The following is a 17,884-nucleotide window of genomic DNA, read 5'->3' as shown; positions in this document are numbered from 1 at the left end:
CAGAATGTAGGCCGGGTAAGCGCAGCGCCACCCGGCAAGAAAGGCGTCTACATTGCTAATCAGCGCAATAACGCGTGCAGCGCCTGACGCGCGCCAGGCTGGACATCATGCGGGTGCTGGTAATCAATGTTCTCTATCGCGCGGTTGTAGAGCGCAACCAGCCAGTCGTAAACGTACGCGGTGGCCGCATGCACGGGCTGTTCCCCCAGGCGCGTCAGGCGGGGCTCGGCGCTGCTGACCACTGGCGTAATGAAGATTGGCTGTCCCTTGCGGATGCGGCTTGCCGGACGCGTCGCCGTGGGCGTCTGGTCGTAACCCAGCCAGCCAATGAAGTTACCCATTACGGCATGCAGCTGCGCAGCGCTGCTTTTATCCGCTTCGACAATACGCTGAAGCTGCTGAGGCAGATCCAGCCGGTAGCTGGTGATAACCAGAACATCCGCGATTTGCTGTAACACCGCGGGTTCCAGCCCAAGACGGGCGGCCGTGGCCTCATTGCGGCTCCACTGACGCAGATGATTAATCCACACCCTGTGCGCCAGGCGCGCTTTGTCTTTTGTCTGGAGCAGTCCGGCGCTTTCCTGGGCGCTATCGGCAAACAGGTCAATGCTATCCGTAAACAGCCCGTTAACCTGCTCCTCGCGCGGCTGCTGAACGGCCAGCAGCGTTTCAAAGGCTTTTAGCGGCGGCAGCAGGCCATCAAGCAGCTCGCCGTGGCGGGCGGCGCTGCTTTGCAGCGTGCGCACCATGTTTTCTGCCTGAGCGCGTCGGGTACCGGGCTCTTCAACCAGCGGAGTCAGGTAGCTTTGCATCAGCGACGAGAGCTCCTGGCGCAGCGCGTTTTTCAGCGTGCTGAGACGCTTTTGTCGCTGCGCGGGCAGCGTGGCCTGAGACAGCCACTCGATGACGCGCTGCATGCTGTGGCTGTCCAGCGCCTGCAGCGTGCCCCAGCGTAAGCCCGGTTTCCCGAGCAGATGCTGTACGGCTTCATCAAGATTCTGCCGGGTGGTAAAGCGAGCGTCGTGCGGGGTAATGGCCCATACCAGGCCCGGCAGGGCAGAGTCTTCAGCGGGCTGCGTCTCTTTTACCCAGTTCATCAACACTTTTGCTTTTTTGGCCGTCTGTTCGTGGTGCGCCGTCGCATTGCAAATGACCAGCACATCCGGCTGCAGCTGTTGACGGTAGTGCTCGAGCAGCCACTGGGATTTTGCCTGGCGCAGCGGGTCGGCACGGTTATCTTCGAAAACCGGGATATCAACGATATCGACGTTATCCAGTGCGCCGTTCTCAACCGGCAGCACCAGCTCGCGGGTCAGGAAGGCAAGCACATCGACTGGAACGCTGATGGCGTTGAGCATCTCACCGTTATTCAGCGGATGAAGCAGCGTCTCCTGCGCATCCTGAAGGGCCGGCGTGCCGTCGTGCGTCAGGAACCCTTCACCCGGCAGACCAAAGCTGTCCACCAGCAGGCTGAGCGGGGCGGCAAGCTCGCTCGTGTGGCTGGTCTGATGCAGCACGTGGGCCAGGTTTAACCACTGCTGGGTCAGCTCCTGCTGCTCGCCCCACAGCAGCGACCAGACGCTGGCCCGGGTACTGAGATCGAGCGAAGGAACCAGCTGGGCAAACGCATGCCACAGGGCATCGTCAATTTGCTGTTTGGCGGCGGGCACCGTGCTCTGCCAGAAGCGGGCAATCGCGCCCACTTCCTGAGCCGTGATGCCGGGTACGCCCTGCGGCTGGCGCAGGCCGCGCCATTTTTCCAGACGCGTCTCAATGACCGCCTTATCCACCGCGCGCATCTGCGGATGCAGCGTCGTGCGGGCAATAAACAGCTGCACCAGCTCGGCCTCGGTGACCAGACTCAGGCGCAGCGGGAACGCCTCATCGGATACCTCCGGTGTTTCCCGGGTGAAGCGGACGGCCATATTGGTCAGGGCATGACCCGGATTGATATGCGAAAAATAGTCAAAGGTGCGCTGGCCCGGCGTCACGTTCAGGCGTCCATTGCCGCTGCCGCACAGAGACAACAGCAGGTGCGCTTTCGCGCTCTGCGAATGGCCGTAAAGCCCGATGCTGCTCTGGCGGGTCATGGCGCGTTCAATGGCCTGCTCCCGCGCCTGCGCCGCGTTGATGCGGGCAAGCAGGGCGTCGGCATCGTTATCCAGCACAGGGGCGTTCAGCCGCGTCTCATTAATCCACCCGATTAAGGGCTGAGTGGTGGTCGTCGTCGCTGTCATTTCAGGTATACGCTCCCGCTGTCGATCCAGTAGTGGCTGCCGCTGTGTCGGCGATCGGCCAGAGTATTCAGTTTGAAGGTTAATGCGTCAGGTGCCACCGGCGTGCCGTCCTGCAGCCAGGCATCGCTCAGCTCGAAGGCCTCCGGCCCCTCCTGCTTGCTGCCGCCGCAGAGCTTGAGGCGCACGTTCAGCACGCCGTCGCCGGCAATCGCTTTCGCCAGTTCAGCCGAGTTAATGCTGAGCGTGTAGAGCGGTGTGGCGGGCCAGCGCGCGTTCGCCAGCTGGCGGAAGCCGAGGGTGACGTTACCGCGCAGCGGGAAGTGCAGACGCGCGTCGAGCTTCGCGCCCGGCTTATCGAGATCGATATCCTGATACCAGACGTTTTCCTCGCGCAGGGTGTTGACGGTGTTATCCAGCACGCCCAGATAGCGCACGGTTGAATACGCGCCAATGTCCGCGGCTTTAAAGTTGAAGCGCGGCAGGCGCAGGTCGAGCGCCAGGCTGCAGAGCATGGCCCCCACGGCGGCCGTCGATTTCGGGTTGCCAATGCGCCCCTGCTGGCTGAACGGATACCACTCGTGCACCTGGTATTTATCCAGCCAGACGATGCGGTTGACCGGCACCGGCTGCAGATGGCGAATGAGCGCCTGAACGCCGGGCAGGCAGCCAGGGCGACCGGTGATCAGCAGAATATCGCAGCTGTAATGCGAAATTGCCTCACACACCGCGTGGAGCGGAGAGGCCAGCGTAAACTGCCCGGCCAGCATCGCATCCTGCATTTCGCGGAAATTGACGTGCAGCGGCACGGCGAAGAGGTCAAAAGCGTCTGAACCCGCAGGCAGGGCGTGATCGATCGCCTGCTGCAGGTAATTCATCACGTTGCGGGTCGGTTTCTGCGCCAGGAGATCGCCAAAGGTGGCATGCAGACCGGCCAGCGGATCGTCAACGTCGCTCGACTCCCATGCGGCAAGAATGGCATGGCCAATCGGCATAAAGAGCTGAAGTGCCGTTTGCTGGCGGAGTACGGCCTGGGTATCAATGCGCCCGGAGTCGCCGAACAGTGAAGCCATCAGCAGCGAGGCGTCCGCAATACCGGATTTCTGCAGCTGCGTTTGCAGGGCGGGCAGCACGTAGCGTTGGATCACGTCGAGAAGCGTGTCGTCGCCCGCCACCTTAAAGCCTTCGCGGAACAGCAGCTTCGGGGTAATTTTGACGTTATTGCCGGAGCCGTCATCCAGCTGATAGTGGGTGATCGCCATATCCGTTGTGCCGCCGCCGATGTCGATGGAGGCAACGCGCAATGCGCGACCCGGCTGGCTACCCGGCTCAGGCTCGCGGTCCGGGCGGGCGAGGGAGGCGAAGAAGGCTTCCGTCTGGCCGCCAAAACGAGAGATTGCTTCGTTATACAGCCAGACCAGCTGACCGCAGCTGGCTTCATCCCACTCCATCTGAATTTCAGGCACCGGCACCACGCTCTTATCCTGCTGTTTGCGGGTGACAAAATCCTCATCCTGCGGGTGCCAGCCCATCGCTTTCCAGACGATAGCGATGGCTTCGAACATGCGGCGACGGAAAATCTCGCGCTCCTGCTTGGGCATGGCGGAGGGCAGCGTCAGGATCAGGGTGCGCAGCTGGCGTGGAGACGCCGGGAAGCCCAGACGCAGGCGCGTGGCGACGCTGTTGATCTGCCCCAGAGCCTGAGCCAGCAGCTCGCACAGCATGTGCGTCATCAGCGTGCTGCGGCTGTACTGCGGCGAGAAGACCGGCAGCCGCTCGTCCTGCGGCAGCGTGAAGAGCGGCTCTCCGTCATCGTTCATCAGGTTCATCAGCGGAAACGCGGTGGCAAGCGGCTCACGCTGGGTTTTGCTGTTCATCTGGCTAAAGCGCCAGTCCTGCACCACCGGCGTTTCATCCCACAGGTAGCGACGCGGGCTGGAGATGCCGCTGTTGCCTTCGGTGCCCAGACGCTGCATCGCCAGCTTGCGGGCTTCATCGCCGACGCGGACAATCGACGGCCAGACAAAGGCATCTTCGCGACCGCTTTCAACCGAGAAGTGCTGCTTGCCAAAACGCGCTTCGGAAAACTCGAGGCGGCTGGTGAACAGTGGCTCGTTCAGGAACTGCGGCTCGCTTAACGAGCGCACCTGCAGCTCGGCGGTCTGGCGCAGCCCATCGTTCGCATCGCCGTGGTCTTCGATAATGACGCCGCAGGTGTGGGTATTGCCCACGTCGAGGATCAGGTCGACCGGAATGGCAGGCGTGCTGAGCGTATGGGTAACAAATTTCACTTCCGGCACGGTGAGCTGCTCGCCGAGCATGGTCAGCACGTTGAGCCAGTGGGCCTGATACTCAAAACCGCGCATCGCCTGCTGGAGATCGCGTTCCGAGCGGTTCTCAACGCCGTCGGCGTACTGGGTAAAGGCCTCGCGCAGCCAGCCATCAATCCAGGTCTGGTCGAGGAAGCTTTCAACCTCATTGTCTCGCCAGGCCAGCGCGAAGCGGGTGCCGTTCAGAATATCGTTTTCGACCGGGGACAGAGCGGACGTGGCATGTTCGGCAATCTGGCTGTCAAGCGCGAGGGTCACGCGGTGCGTATTGCCAGCCGTGTCGGGGGTATCCAGCTTGCGCACCTGGACGCGGGCCCAGTTATCCGGCCCTTCAACAAAGGTCCGCGGCGGGTTGAAGCGCAGGAACGGAACCGGAAGCCAGACGCCATCGAGCACCGCCAGCGACTGATGCAGCGGGATAGTGGTTTCCGGTTTGACCACTTCAGGCTGCCCGCCGTTCGTTCCCGGCAGGGTGTAGCGCCCGTTGACCAGGTCGAAATCGAGTCGCAAAAGCGGGCCGTTCGCGGTTTTACGTACGAAGCGCCCGTGGCTGGCGGTGTCCTGCGGCGTCAGGCCGAAATCAAGGAACTGCACGCCGCTGTTAGCGATAAGCGTGACGCTTTGTTTATATTCGCAAAGATTTACCAGCATAGGATCAGGCACCTGCTTTCTTGAACGTCAGAGGGACGACGGTATTTGCGTCATAACGGGCGCGACATTCTGCGATATCGCTGGCGCCGGCTTTACAGGCAACCTCCGGCATCGGGTAGCGGGAACCGTCGGTGCAGCGGGCATGACCGCGACTCTTAATCATCAGCTCGCCGTTGCTGTGCAGCCCGGAGAACACTTCCGCGCGGCAGACAACGTTGTCGCCGTGGACAACGCGGGCGAAGCCTTTATTGTTCTGGATCTGATAGCGCAGCGACGGCGGTTTGCCGGTCACCGGATCTTTCACATCGAGGATGGCGCGCCAGGTTCCGTTCAGGAAACGCGTGGATCCCGCTTTCACCTGGTTCGCTTCCATCACCATGGCATCTTTCGGGATGGCGACAATCACTACCGGAGCGGGCTGTGGCGCAGGAGCTGGTGCCGGAGCTGGTTCTTTTTCTTTGCTCGCCACAACTTCAGCCTGATGCAGCGGTAAGTTCATGGCCAGCGGCTCAACCGCTTTGATCGGGTTTGGCGCAATCTCCACGGGCTGAGGGGCGGGCGCCGGCGCGGGTTCCGCGGAAGGCGCCTGTTTTGGCCACAGCAGCGGCGCGGCGATGGCGGCAACAATCACGGCGGCAACTGGCAGCGTCCACAGGGGGAGACGGCGCTTTTTCGCGACAATTACCGGGGCCGGTTCCTGAACGGGTTGCGCAACAGCCGGAGCTGGCTCGGGTTCATACAGCTCCTCTGGCGTAATGCGCACCACCGTGGAAGGGGCGATCAGCGGTTCGTCAGCGTGCTCAAAGGTCATCACCGGTTCGGGTTCTGGCTCGGGTTCAGGATCTTCAATGACAACGGGGGCAGGCTCAGGGATCAGCGATTCACGCAGGCAGTCGAGGACATCGTCGCGCGCATTTTCGTTCAGGTTTACAAAGCCCCAGAAGCTGATGACCGGCTTTCCGTCCACCAGGAACAGGAAGTTTTCCCCCGGGAACTGGAATGCCTTCGACAGCAGAGAGCCAAAAAGCTGCTGCGCGGTTTTGGGCGACTGGAGGCATTTCTTGCTTAACGACTCGACGCTGGCAAGCGTGTTTTCCAGATAACGCAGGGCGCGGTAGCGGTCATCTTCATCGGCCGCTTTCCAGCTGGTCACGCTCCCTTCGACAGGGGAGTACCAGTCCACGCGATCGCCACTGTCGTTGACCTGAGGAATAGCCAGACAGTCGACGATGGCCTGTTGTTTGCGCAACCGGAGCGCTTCCCGGATTTGTAACGCTGATTCAAAAACGGCTTGTCCGCCGCCGCCAACGGCCTGAAAATCATCCAGGTTACCGCTGCGTAAAAGAGTTTTTGCCACGATTTGATCCCATATACTTCTTCACACCGTTACTTTAACGAAACGACGAAGCAAACAAACGGAGGAAGAGACGCCAAAAGGGCCGATTTCTTGCGGCATAGAAAGTGACGGTTGTGCTTGACGAATAATGGCACTTAAGGCAAATCATTTTTTTGGGCGCTGGCTGTAAAACCAGCGAAAAACGCGGCTTTAGAATAACCTGATAGTGTTTCGTTATTTGCCAGGTCATAACGCCTGTGCTGTTATTACTGTCCTATATAATAAAACTGTCAGGGTTATAACCATGTCTACAGGGAAAACACTGCTCGCCCTTGCGCTGAGCGCTTTTTTACCAGCCGGTGCCGCGTGGGCGGCAAACAACGACACCCTTATTTACTGTTCTGAAGCGTCCCCCGAGTCGTTCAACCCGCAAATTGCCAGCTCTGGTCCGTCTTTTGTGGCCAGCTCTCAGGTGCTGTATAACCGCCTGATCAATTTCGACCCGGTGAAAAACACCCCGGTTCCGTCGCTGGCGGAGTCCTGGACGATTTCACCGGACGGCAAGACCTACACCTTTACCCTGCGCAAAGGGGTGAAGTTCAACAGCAATAAATACTTCAAACCAACGCGCGACTTTAACGCCGATGACGTTATTTTCTCGGTCATGCGTCAGAAAGACCCTAAGCACCCGTACCATAACGTGTCGCAGGGCAACTACGAATACTTCAACGATGTGGGTCTGGATAAGCTGATCCAGGACGTTAAAAAGGTCGACGATTACCACGTTCAGTTCACCCTCAGCGAGCCCAACGCCGCGTTCCTGGCCGACTGGGGGATGGATTTCGCCTCTATTCTTTCCGCTGAATACGCCGATGCGATGCTGAAAAAAGGCACGCCTGAGAACGTTGATACCTGGCCGATTGGGACCGGGCCTTATGTCCTCCAGCAATACAAGGTGGATTCGCTGATCCGCTATGTTGCTAACCCGAACTACTGGGACGGCGAGGTTCCAACGAAGCATCTCATCTTCTCCATCACGCCAAATGTGGAAACGCGTCTGGCGAAGCTGCAGACCAACGAGTGCCAGATCGTTCCTGCGCCGTCCCCGGTGCAGTTCGACGTTATCAGGAACAACAAGGACCTGACGCTGCACGCCGTCGATGCGCTGAACGTCGGCTACCTGGCGTTTAACACCGAGAAAAAACCGTTTGATAACGTGCTGGTGCGTCAGGCGCTGAACTACGCGACCGACAAGAAAGCTATCGTTAACGCGGTCTTTATGGGATCGGGCACGGTGGCAAAATCGCCGATCCCGCCAAACATGCTGGGCTTTAATAAAGACCTGAAGGACTACAGCTACGATCCTGAAAAAGCGAAAGCGCTGCTGAAGCAGGCCGGGCTGGAGAAGGGCGCGGAAGTCACGCTGTGGTCAATGCCGGTTCAACGTCCGTACAATCCTAACTCACGCCGTATCGCGGAGATGATCCAGAGCGACTGGGCTAAAGTTGGCGTGAAGGCCAAAATCGTCTCCTACGAGTGGGGCGAATACCTCTCCGGAATGCGCAAAGGCGAACATGACTCCGCGCTGTTTGGCTGGATGTCCGATAACGGCGATCCGGACAACTTTGCCGACGTTCTGCTGGGCTGCAACAGCATCAAAACCGGTTCAAACGCCGCGCGCTGGTGCGATAAGGGGTATGATGGTCTGGTGCAAAAAGCGAAGCTGACCAGCAACCCGGCCGAGCGTGCGAAACTCTACGGCCAGGCGCAGGAGATTTTCTACCAGCAGGCGCCGTGGATTGCGCTGGCAAACGGCAAAACGTTCTATGCGACCCGCAGCAACGTGACGGGATACAGCGTGAGCCTGATGGGCAGCGATTTCTCGAAAGCGAAGCTGAACTGATCTTGTGCCCGGTGGCGCTGCGCTTACCGGGCCTACGGTTCCCTCTGTAGGCCGGGTAAGGCGTAGCCGCCACCCGGCAATTCTCAAGGAGTGACAATGTCACATTTAAGCGAAGTTATCGCCCGCGTCGATGCCGCGATTGAAGAGAGCGTCATCACCCACATGAATGAACTGCTGATTGAACTGAGCGATGACGCTGAGCTGGGCCGCGATGAACGCTACGTCCAGCAGCAGCGCCTGCGTACCGCGATTTCGCACCACGGGAAGCAGCATAAGGAAGAGATGGAGGCGCGCCAGGAACAGCTCACCAAAGGCGGCGTCATTCTGTAACGTTCAAAACTGGCGTCGCGCCACCAGCCAGGCACCGACGACCAGCATCACCGCGCCGCACACCGGGCCTATCAGGGCGCGCAGCGGAATGCCGTTGCTTCTCAGCACGTCCATCACCAGCCCGCCGATGAGCTGGCTTGCTACCAGCACGGCGATAGTCGTCGCCGCGCCAACGTTCTGATACCCGCTGATGCTGGCAAACACGAAGAACGACCCCAGCAGCCCCGGAATGAGTGTCCACCAGCGTACCGTTGCGGCCAGCTCGCTAAACCCGGCGACGCCCTGTTTCAGCAGCAGAATGCTGACAAACAGCACAATGCCCACCAGGGAATTCAGCAGCATCGCGATAAGTATGGTGGAAGAGGACTGGGTGATTCGCACCATTAAGGTGTTTTGCACCACCAGACCAATGCCCGCCGCCACCAGAAACGCCAGCGTCAGTGACTGATTCATGGGATGGCGTCCGGATCGCTGCGCTCGTCCAGCTGCAGCTGCATAAAGGTTAAGTCCAGCCAGCGGCCAAACTTGGTGCCCACCTGCGGCATCTGTCCCGTGGTCACAAAACCCAGCGTTTCGTGCAGATGAATCGAGGCGTGGTTCTGCGCTTCAATTCCCGCCACCATGACGTGTTTGCCGATCTGACGAGCCTCAATTATCAACGCCTTCATCAGCGTGCGGCCAATGCCTTTGCCCTGATGCCCCGGATGGACATAGACCGAGTGCTCAACCGTATGGCGAAAACCCTCAAACGCGCGCCAGTCGCCAAAAGAGGCGTAGCCGGTGATAACGCCGTCTTCTTCGCTTACCAGAACCGGGTAACCCGCGAGCGTGCGTGCCTCAAACCAGGCGATTCGGTTGTCGGTATCGACGGTTTTATCGTTCCAGATCGCGGCAGTATGCAGCACCGCGTGGTTGTAGATCTCTCCTATCGCAGCGCAGTCTTCTTTGCAGGCGTGACGAACGATCATGATTAAACCTCTGTGTGTTGTTCACTATAGTATTACGTTGTTGCTACGATATTACACAACCGTATAGCCTGAACGCTACGGCATAAGCCATATTTTTTTGTTATCAAAAGCCCATTGAAATGCCGTTCATACACTATAGTATGACGTCATGAACACCATAACAGACACGATGAATCAACGGATTAGCGCAAGAATTCGCCTGGAGCGCGAGTCTCGCGGATGGTCCCTGAGCGAGCTTGCCGACCGGGCAGGCGTCTCCCGCGCCATGATCCATAAGATAGAGCGCGGGGACAGTAGCCCGACGGCCACCTTGCTTGCCCGCCTGTCAGGGGCGTTTGGCATCAGCATGTCCACGCTGATTGCCCGGGCCGAGATGCAGGAGGGCAAGCTGCTCCGCCTGGCAAACCAGCCCGTCTGGCGCGACCCGCAGACGCACTATCTCCGCCGCCACGTTTCTCCCCGCACCGATCTGCCCATCGACCTTGTTCAGGTTGAGCTGCCTGCGGGCAGCGATGTTCCGATGCCTGCATCTTCATACGCGCTGGCGCGTCAGCTTATCTGGCTGCAGTCCGGCGAGCTGGTGTTTCAGGAGGGCGATACGCGCCACGAGATGCACGCTGGAGACTGTCTGGAGCTGGGGCCGCCAAATGACTGCCGATTCATCAACGAAACGAATGAAACCTGTATCTATCTGGTTGTACGGCTTAACCAGTCTGGCTCGTAATGCTAATGCGGTAACGCCGATCGTGAGCCAGGCTGTAATGACATTTGTACCAGAAGGAGATCCCGATGAATCAACCTGTTTCGCAAAACCGCCGCTGGGTACTGGCCTCTCGTCCACAGGGCGCGCCGGTCGCGGAAAATTTTCGTCTGGAAACGCAGCCTGTTCCAGCGCCTGCTGAGGGGCAGCTTTTGCTCCGTACCGTCTGGCTGTCGCTGGACCCATACATGCGCGGCCGCATGAGCGATGCGCCATCCTATTCGCCTCCGGTAGAGCTGGGTGCGGTGATGGTGGGGGGCACGGTCAGCCGCGTTGAGCAATCCCGTCACCCGGATTTCAAACCCGGTGAGTGGGTGCTGGGCTACAGCGGCTGGCAGGCGTATGAACTTTCAGACGGCAGCGGCCTGGTGAAGCTCGGCGAAAGTCCGACTCATCCTTCCTGGGCGCTGGGTATTCTGGGCATGCCGGGCTTTACCGCCTATATGGGGTTACTGGATATCGGGCAGCCCAAAGCGGGCGAAACGCTGGTGGTCGCCGCGGCGACGGGCCCGGTGGGCGCGACCGTTGGGCAGATCGGCAAAATCAAAGGTTGCCGGGTGGTCGGCGTTGCCGGTGGTGCTGAAAAATGCCGCCATGCCGTTGAGGTCCTCGGGTTTGACCTGTGCCTGGACCACCACGCCGCGGATTTTGCCGAACAGCTGAAGCACGCCTGCCCGAAAGGAATTGACGTTTATTATGAAAACGTTGGCGGAAAGGTATTTGATGCCGTTCTGCCGTTGCTGAATACCTCCGCCCGCGTGCCGGTTTGTGGCCTGGTGAGCGGCTACAATGCGACGGGCCTGCCTGACGGGCCGGATCGCCTGCCGCTCCTGATGGCGACTATTCTGAAGAAACGCATTCGTATGCAGGGCTTTATCATCGGCCAGGACTACGGGCACCGCATTAAGGAGTTCCAGGAAGAGATGGGGCGCTGGGTGCAGGAGGGTAAAATTCACTATCGTGAACAGGTCACGGATGGGCTGGAGAACGCCCCCGAAACGCTGATTGGCCTTCTTGAAGGGCGCAACTTCGGCAAAGTCGTGATTCGCGTCGCGGGTGACAATAAATAAACAGCTTTATGGCGGGGTTTCCCGCCATATTTATTTGTGAAGATACGATATATTGTCTTTAATTAATGGACATGGCATTTCGCGCCTTCATCCCGGATGAGCCCGAAACCGATAAAAAAATGACGTTTGCTTTTTTTGCTGTTTTTACGTACTTCCCACCACCAGGCATGACGATACAGGATATATCGGACCAGCGTCGTTTTATTAAAACTGGCGTTTAAAAATAGCATTAAGTTTTAGCTACAGGAATTGAACATGCTTGATTTGGATCACTTAGAAAAAGCCCAAAGGATCAGTCTTACCATGCAAGTTGAACTCAGTTTGAAAGGCGCGTTAATTACGGGCTCACTCAAACCTGGGGCACGACTGATTACGAAAGAGATCGCCGATAAATTAGGTACCAGTATTACACCGGTTCGCGAGGCGCTTTTGCGCCTGGTGTCATCAGGGGCGTTACACGCCACGCCGGCGCAGGCATTTCTGGTTCCGGAGGTGTCGCTGGAGCGGTACAACGAGATTAACGCCATCAGAAAACAGCTTGAGCCAATGGCGGTTGCTGCCGCATGCCAGAATATGTCAGACGGCAAGCTGGAGACGTTGCGCAAAATGTCAGAGGTATTCCATGAGGCCATGCGCAACGGAAACGTTCAGCAGGCATTGCATGCGAACCGCGTCTTCCGGTTTACGCTGTATCAGTATGCGGAAATGCCCACGCTTAACGCGTTAATTGAACAGCTCTGGGTGCGCATCGGGCCCTGTATGAACTATCTTCACCAGGAGCTTAACGACATTAAAGCGTCGACCTATCACTATGATGAACTCCTTTCCGCCCTTGAGCGAAGAGATGTTGTCGCCAGCCAGAAGGCGATCGTTAAGGTGATTGATGAGGCGAATTCTCTTTTACAGCGACAATATTTTAACTAAGCGATTATTTAACAGAGCGACTATATACCGCGTCTAATTATTTATCTGGTGAATAACTCCTGATGGCTTATTGCCATCAGGAGCGTTATTTTATTTATAAAATAAACTTTTCTTTTTGCTTACTCGAAGCGATAAGAGACCGACAGGCCGACGCCGTAGTTACGGCCTGGTGCAGGCTCGTAATAACGCCCGTTGGATTCGTTGACAATAACTGAGCCGACGTACTCTTTATCGAACAGATTATCGACGCGACCAAAGACGTCCATGCCCCAGTTGCCGTAGTTGAATTTATACCCGGTATTTAGCCCGACCACGGTATACGACGGGGCTTTCGCCGTGTTCTCATCATCGGCCATGATATCGCTCATGTAGCGCACGTCAGAACCCGCGTACCAGCCCTCTTCAGGCTGCCAGCCAAACGAGGCGTAACCCATGTTGCGGGCGATGCCCGGCATGCGGTTACCGTTGCAGTCTGCGTCGCCGCATACGTTGGTGCGGTAGGTGGCGTCCAGATACGTCCACGCCAGCTTCAGCTTCCAGTTCTCAGCAAACTGCTGATCGAGGGAAACCTCCACACCCTGACGACGGGTTTTACCGGCATTTTTATAGCTGGTACGTCCGCCAGAGCTGGCGTCCACCACAATCTCATCATCCGTATCGGTGCGGAACAGGGCAGCGGTCAGCAGGCCATTGCCGATGCGGGTTTTGCTGCCCACTTCATAGGTGTTGTTGGTGGATGGCTTCAGGCCAATGTTCAGACCGCCCTGATTATCGGCGCGGTAGGAGAGCTCGTTGATGGTTGGCGTTTCAAAGCCACGCCCTGCAGCGGCGTACAGATTCCACGCGTCCGTCACGGCATATTTCACGGATCCGGCCGGGAGCCATTTGTGATAGCTTGCGTCGCCGCTGTCATCGCCATTGCCCGGCGTAACGTAATGGTCGTTGGAATCGAACCAGACCGAGCTGTAGCGCACCCCCGCATCCACTGACAGCTTCTGCGTCAGCTGCCAGCTCGTTTGCAGATACGGATCGACGTTCCACATCAGGTTACGTTCGTTACGACGTTTGTCACCCTTCACGCCGTAATCCGGCACGCCGTTGTTCATCACGAAGTTTTCGTATCCGCGACGATCTTCGCTCAGGTTTTCGTAGTTCAGACCGGTGGTAAAGGTGACCGGCACCAGCAGCTCGCCACGGTGCGTCCAGCGGGTATCAATGCCCTGATAGTGGCGCTGCATATCAATCACCCCGCCGGAGTGGGAAGGTTTGAGCTGCGGCTGATAGGGAATCGACTGGTACTGCGTCATTTCACGCTCGCCGGCGTACATCATCACGCTGAGGTCGTCCTGCGTGCTGAGCTGGCGGTCGTAGCGCAGGCCGGCCTGGGTCTGCTTAATAGTCTTACGCGTGTTGTACTGATCGCCGCGCGGAGACTGTCGCGGGTTGTCCCGCCACTCCTGATAGTTCAGGCCGCCCGGATCGTTGGCCTTCATGTCCACGCTGTTGAAGATAAGCGTCAGCTTGCTGACGTCATCAATCCGCACGCCCAGCTTAGCGTTGGCGAGGTTCTTCCGCGCGCCGCTGTGGTCGCGAAACCCTTTGGTGGTGAAGCGGGTGGTGGAAACGGTGTAATCCACATCGCCCGCGTGGGTGCCATCACCCATCGCGCCGGTGGCTTTCATGCCGTAGCGCCAGGTCCCGTAGCTGCCGTAATAGCTGCTGGCTTCAATGGTCGGCGGCTGCTGCCCGGTCTGGGTATTGATGTTAATCACGCCGCCGGAGGCGTTGCCGTACAGGGCAGAGAAGGGGCCGCGCAGCACTTCAACGCTCTCCACGCTGGAGAGATCGATGTTGGAGGTCTGGCCCTGTCCGTCCGGCATGGTGGCAGGAATACCGTCGACGTACATACGGATACCGCGCACGCCGAAGGTTGAGCGGGCGCCGAACCCGCGCATCGAAAGCTGGAGATCCTGGGCATAGTTCTGACGGTTCTGAATTTGCAGCCCCGGGACGCTGCCGAGGGACTCAGACAGGTTTATACGAGGCGCGGCCTGGCGCATATCGTCGCCATTAACGACGCTGACCGCCGCCGGGGTATCGAGTTCCGATACGGTTTGCGGCGTGGCGCTGACGATCATGGTTTGTTCATCCGCGCTCATTGCGCTAAGCGGCGCCAAAATAACGGGAACCAGCAGCAGCGGGAGAGAAGCCTTACGGGCAGAAATGATTTTCATGAATAAAACCGGTTGTGGTGTATAAACGAACCAAATGGAACATGTCCATACATGTTAAATGTTTTGTAAATGTTTTGAAAACTATAACCGCACATTGCGTTAATGAAAGGCGAAACGGGAAAGAAAAACTCCACATTCGTTTGATTAATGATTACTATTCTCATTATCAAAAGGCAATGCCACGACGTTGCCTGCCGGAAGTGATGTCAGCAGAAAACCCTCTTTTCAGAAAAGGAATTGTTATGTCTTTACGTCATCTGAGCTCGCCGCGTCTGAGCGTGTCGCTGCTGTCTGCCGCTTTACTGTTTGCCGGAACGTTCCAGGCGCATGCTGCCGAAGAGGTGCTGCGCAAAGCGGTGGGCAAAGGGGCGTATGAAATGGCGGTGAGCCAGCAGGAGAACGCGCTGTGGGTGGCAACGGCGCAAAGCCGTAAAACCGACAAGGGCGGCGTTGTCTATCGTCTCGATCCGGTCACGCTGGACGTCACGCAGGCCATTCATAGCGATCTCAAGCCCTTTGGCGCCACCCTTGACGGCGCGAGCCAGACGCTGTGGTTCGGCAACACCCTCAACGGCGCGGTAACGGCCATTGACGCCAAAACGGGCGACGTAAAAGGGCGTGTGGTTCTGGATGGACGTCAGCGTAGTGACACCGTTAAACCGCTGCAGCCGCGCCAGCTGGTGGCAGACGACAGCACCCACACCGTTTACATCACGGGCGTGGGGAAAGAGAGCGTGGTTTGGGTAGTGGATGGCACAACGCTGAAGCTGAAAGAGACCATTGCCAACACCGGTACGTACGGCACCGGCCTGGCCCTGGACGCGCAGGCGAAACGTCTCTATACCACGAATGCGGACGGCGAACTGGTGACGATTGATACGGCTAGCAACAAAATTATCAGCCGTAAAAAGGTGCAGGATGACGGGAAAGAGCACTTCTACCTGAATCTGAGCCTCGACGCTGCCCGTCAGCGCGCGTTCCTGACCGATTCAAAGCAGCCGGAAGTGCTGGTAGTGAGCCTGAAAGACGGCAGCGTGATCGAGAAAATCGCCGCGCCGGAATCGCTGGCCGTCCTGTTTAACCCGGCCCGCAACGAGGCCTACGTGACGCACCGTGAAGCCGGTAAGGTGAGCGTGATTGACGCGAAATCCTATAAGGTCACCAAAACCTTCGACACGCCGGTCTACCCGAACAGCCTGGCGCTCTCAGCGGATGGCAAAACCCTGTACGTGACGGTGAAACAAAAATCCACCCGCCAGCAGGAAGCCACCCAGCCTGACGATGTGATTCGTATTGCTCTGTAAGATGGGATTGCCCGGTGGCGCTGCCGCTTACCGGGCCTACAAAACCATGAAATGTAGGCCGGGTAAGGCGAAGCCGCCACCCGGCTTTTTTATTAACGCGAGGTTTCTTCTACCAGCGGCGCGTCGTGTTTTTCATCGTCAGGATGAACCGGCGCGGTGCTGTGGATTTCGTGAACGCGTTTACGCACGCCAAACCAGCCGGCAATCAGCAGCACGGCCAGCAGCGGAATGGTCGCGATGGTGTAGGTGCCGTTCGGGTAGTCGAACGCCATCAGCACCAGCACGCTGAACAGGAAGAGCAGGGTGAGCCAGGAGGTCACCGGCGCGCCAGGCAGCTTAAAGCTGACGTCAGCCGCTTTCCCTTCTTTAATGGCTTTACGCAGACGCATCTGGCAGACCACGATAAAGGCCCAGGACGCGATAATACCCAGCGCGGCCACGTTCAGAACGATTTCGAAGACCTGAGACGGGACCAGGTAGTTCAGGAACACGCCGAAGACGTAGACCACCAGCGTCGCGAGAATACCGGCGTACGGCACGTGCTGCTTGCTCATTTTTGACATGAACTTCGGCGCAGAACCGCCCATGGACATGGAGCGCAGGATGCGACCGGTAGAGTAAAGGCCGGAGTTCAGGCTGGAGAGCGCCGCCGTCAGCACCACGATGTTCATGATGCTGCCTACGTAAGGCACGCCCAGCTTAGAGAAGAAGGTCACGAACGGGCTCTGACCTGCCTGATAGGCGTTCCACGGCAGCAGCAGAACCAGCAGCACCACGGAACCCACGTAAAACAGACCGATACGCCAGATCACGCTGTTGATGGCCTTTGGCACCATCGTCTGCGGATCTTTACATTCCCCTGCCGCGGTACCCACCAGCTCGATGGAGGCAAAGGCGAACACGACGCCCTGAACCAGCACCAGCGCAGGCAGCAGGCCGTGCGGGAAGAATCCGCCGTTATCGGTTATCAGATGGAAGCCGGTGGCATTGCCGTCCAGCGGCTTACCGCTGCCGAGGAAGACGGTACCCACAACCAGGAACACCACGATGGCCAGCACTTTTACCAGCGCAAACCAGAACTCCATCTCCGCGAACCACTTCACGCCGATCATGTTCATGGTGCCGACAATCGCCAGCGCGCCAAGCGCAAAGACCCACTGCGGCACATCGCCAAACGCGCCCCAGTAGTGCATATACAGCGCAACGGCGGTGATATCGACAATACCGGTCATCGCCCAGTTAACGAAGTACATCCAGCCCGCCACGTAGGCCGCTTTTTCACCGAGGAATTCACGGGCGTAAGAGACGAAGCTTCCACTGGAGGGGCGATGGAGTACCAGTTCGCCCAGCGCGCGTAGAATGAAGAAAGAGAAGATCCCGCACACCAGATAGACCAGGGCGAGAGCCGGGCCAGCCATCTGCAGACGTGCACCCGCACCTAAAAACAGACCCGTTCCGATAGCGCCGCCGATGGCGATCATTTGAACCTGACGGTTGCCCATCGCTTTGTGGTAGCCCTCTTCGTGGGAGTTCAACCAGCGACGTTTAGCAGCATGATGATCGGCTGCGCTTTTATTGCTTGTTTTCATTGAGTTACCTGTTTGCCTGTCTGAACCATTATCGTGATAGTCCTGCCTGGCAGAAAGCAATACAAACGATTGCTTCTGCGCAAACACATGTCGCCTTCCCAGTCATTCTGCGTATGGATAAGGCGAAACATGGCGAGGCATCCTACCTGCAATTCATAAGCGACGCAAAATATAACCGTGCCGAAAGTGATGCACGTCGAAGGAAATCGTGTGGTCAGAGCAGACGGCGATCGCAACACGCTGAATCGTGG

Annotated in this window: 13 protein-coding genes; 6 read left to right on the top strand and 7 right to left on the bottom strand. The window is 58.1% G+C overall.

Features of this window, described 5'->3' with window-relative positions; all coding sequences use genetic code 11:
• Positions 1-59 precede the first annotated feature (59 nt).
• The 3 genes from ACWHWP_RS12795 to ACWHWP_RS12785 are packed head-to-tail and all read right to left on the bottom strand — an operon-like array spanning position 60 to position 6,572.
• A complete protein-coding gene (locus tag ACWHWP_RS12795) occupies positions 60-2,237 on the bottom strand; it encodes a virulence factor SrfC family protein (protein ID WP_447855756.1) in 2,178 nt (725 codons plus the stop codon).
• Positions 2,234-5,215, bottom strand: coding sequence for a virulence factor SrfB (locus ACWHWP_RS12790; RefSeq protein ID WP_447855755.1), 2,982 nt, complete (start codon positions 5,213-5,215; stop codon positions 2,234-2,236). The genes ACWHWP_RS12795 and ACWHWP_RS12790 overlap by 4 nt, the downstream gene beginning before the upstream one ends.
• Before the next feature lie 4 nt (positions 5,216-5,219).
• Positions 5,220-6,572 (bottom strand): SrfA family protein, encoded by a 1,353-nt coding sequence (locus tag ACWHWP_RS12785; RefSeq protein WP_447855754.1) that lies wholly within the window; start codon positions 6,570-6,572, stop codon positions 5,220-5,222.
• A gap of 283 nt (positions 6,573-6,855) precedes the next feature.
• Here ACWHWP_RS12785 and ACWHWP_RS12780 point away from each other — a divergent pair, with 283 nt between their 5' ends.
• A complete protein-coding gene (locus ACWHWP_RS12780; RefSeq protein WP_447855753.1) occupies positions 6,856-8,454 on the top strand; it encodes an ABC transporter substrate-binding protein in 1,599 nt (532 codons plus the stop codon).
• Positions 8,455-8,550: 96 nt separating this feature from the next.
• Positions 8,551-8,784, top strand: coding sequence for a YdcY family protein (locus ACWHWP_RS12775; protein WP_063956540.1), 234 nt, complete (start codon positions 8,551-8,553; stop codon positions 8,782-8,784).
• Positions 8,785-8,787: 3 nt separating this feature from the next.
• Here the strand turns inward: ACWHWP_RS12775 and ACWHWP_RS12770 are convergent, their stop codons facing one another.
• Entirely contained in the window at positions 8,788-9,237 is a 450-nt protein-coding gene (locus ACWHWP_RS12770; RefSeq protein WP_032656841.1) for a DMT family transporter, read from the bottom strand.
• Positions 9,234-9,752 carry an N-acetyltransferase family protein gene (locus tag ACWHWP_RS12765; protein ID WP_447855752.1) on the bottom strand — a complete coding sequence of 173 codons (519 nt, stop codon included), beginning with the start codon at positions 9,750-9,752 and terminating at the stop codon, positions 9,234-9,236. The genes ACWHWP_RS12770 and ACWHWP_RS12765 overlap by 4 nt, the downstream gene beginning before the upstream one ends.
• A 148-nt stretch (positions 9,753-9,900) precedes the next feature.
• Here ACWHWP_RS12765 and ACWHWP_RS12760 point away from each other — a divergent pair, with 148 nt between their 5' ends.
• The 3 genes from ACWHWP_RS12760 (at position 9,901) to ACWHWP_RS12750 (ending at position 12,506) form a co-directional block, all read left to right on the top strand.
• Positions 9,901-10,476 (top strand): helix-turn-helix domain-containing protein, encoded by a 576-nt coding sequence (locus tag ACWHWP_RS12760; RefSeq protein ID WP_008501301.1) that lies wholly within the window; start codon positions 9,901-9,903, stop codon positions 10,474-10,476.
• Between the two features lie 65 nt (positions 10,477-10,541).
• A complete protein-coding gene (locus ACWHWP_RS12755) occupies positions 10,542-11,582 on the top strand; it encodes an NADP-dependent oxidoreductase (RefSeq protein WP_447855751.1) in 1,041 nt (346 codons plus the stop codon).
• Positions 11,583-11,837: 255 nt separating this feature from the next.
• Positions 11,838-12,506, top strand: coding sequence for a GntR family transcriptional regulator (locus ACWHWP_RS12750; protein WP_063428328.1), 669 nt, complete (start codon positions 11,838-11,840; stop codon positions 12,504-12,506).
• Between the two features lie 119 nt (positions 12,507-12,625).
• On the opposite strand, the gene pqqU is transcribed toward ACWHWP_RS12750, so the two are convergent.
• Entirely contained in the window at positions 12,626-14,740 is a 2,115-nt protein-coding gene (pqqU, locus tag ACWHWP_RS12745; RefSeq protein ID WP_447855750.1) for a TonB-dependent receptor PqqU, read from the bottom strand.
• Between the two features lie 242 nt (positions 14,741-14,982).
• Between pqqU and yncE the strand changes: the two genes are divergently transcribed.
• Entirely contained in the window at positions 14,983-16,044 is a 1,062-nt protein-coding gene (gene yncE / locus ACWHWP_RS12740) for a 7-bladed beta-propeller protein YncE (protein WP_447855749.1), read from the top strand.
• 92 nt (positions 16,045-16,136) lie between these two features.
• Here the strand turns inward: yncE and ansP are convergent, their stop codons facing one another.
• Positions 16,137-17,633 carry an L-asparagine permease gene (gene ansP / locus ACWHWP_RS12735; RefSeq protein WP_059309942.1) on the bottom strand — a complete coding sequence of 499 codons (1,497 nt, stop codon included), beginning with the start codon at positions 17,631-17,633 and terminating at the stop codon, positions 16,137-16,139.
• Between the last annotated feature and the right edge of the window lie 251 nt (positions 17,634-17,884).

It is taken from the genome of Enterobacter sp. WI-ESBL-E8 (genome assembly GCF_053364895.1).
Note: the sequence above shows the minus strand (reverse complement) of the source record. Positions and strands in the feature narration are given on the sequence as shown.

What these genes read in the sequence shown, in the direction of transcription:
- ACWHWP_RS12795 (WP_447855756.1), bottom strand. Translation starts at nt 2,237, where the DNA reads ATGACAGCGACGACGACCACCACTCAGCCCTTAATCGGGTGGATTAAT.
- ACWHWP_RS12790 (WP_447855755.1), bottom strand. Translation starts at nt 5,215, where the DNA reads ATGCTGGTAAATCTTTGCGAATATAAACAAAGCGTCACGCTTATCGCT.
- ACWHWP_RS12780 (WP_447855753.1), top strand. Translation starts at nt 6,856, where the DNA reads ATGTCTACAGGGAAAACACTGCTCGCCCTTGCGCTGAGCGCTTTTTTA.
- ACWHWP_RS12775 (WP_063956540.1), top strand. Translation starts at nt 8,551, where the DNA reads ATGTCACATTTAAGCGAAGTTATCGCCCGCGTCGATGCCGCGATTGAA.
- ACWHWP_RS12770 (WP_032656841.1), bottom strand. Translation starts at nt 9,237, where the DNA reads ATGAATCAGTCACTGACGCTGGCGTTTCTGGTGGCGGCGGGCATTGGT.
- ACWHWP_RS12765 (WP_447855752.1), bottom strand. Translation starts at nt 9,752, where the DNA reads ATGATCGTTCGTCACGCCTGCAAAGAAGACTGCGCTGCGATAGGAGAG.
- ACWHWP_RS12760 (WP_008501301.1), top strand. Translation starts at nt 9,901, where the DNA reads ATGAACACCATAACAGACACGATGAATCAACGGATTAGCGCAAGAATT.
- ACWHWP_RS12755 (WP_447855751.1), top strand. Translation starts at nt 10,542, where the DNA reads ATGAATCAACCTGTTTCGCAAAACCGCCGCTGGGTACTGGCCTCTCGT.
- ACWHWP_RS12750 (WP_063428328.1), top strand. Translation starts at nt 11,838, where the DNA reads ATGCTTGATTTGGATCACTTAGAAAAAGCCCAAAGGATCAGTCTTACC.
- pqqU (WP_447855750.1), bottom strand. Translation starts at nt 14,740, where the DNA reads ATGAAAATCATTTCTGCCCGTAAGGCTTCTCTCCCGCTGCTGCTGGTT.
- yncE (WP_447855749.1), top strand. Translation starts at nt 14,983, where the DNA reads ATGTCTTTACGTCATCTGAGCTCGCCGCGTCTGAGCGTGTCGCTGCTG.
- ansP (WP_059309942.1), bottom strand. Translation starts at nt 17,633, where the DNA reads ATGAAAACAAGCAATAAAAGCGCAGCCGATCATCATGCTGCTAAACGT.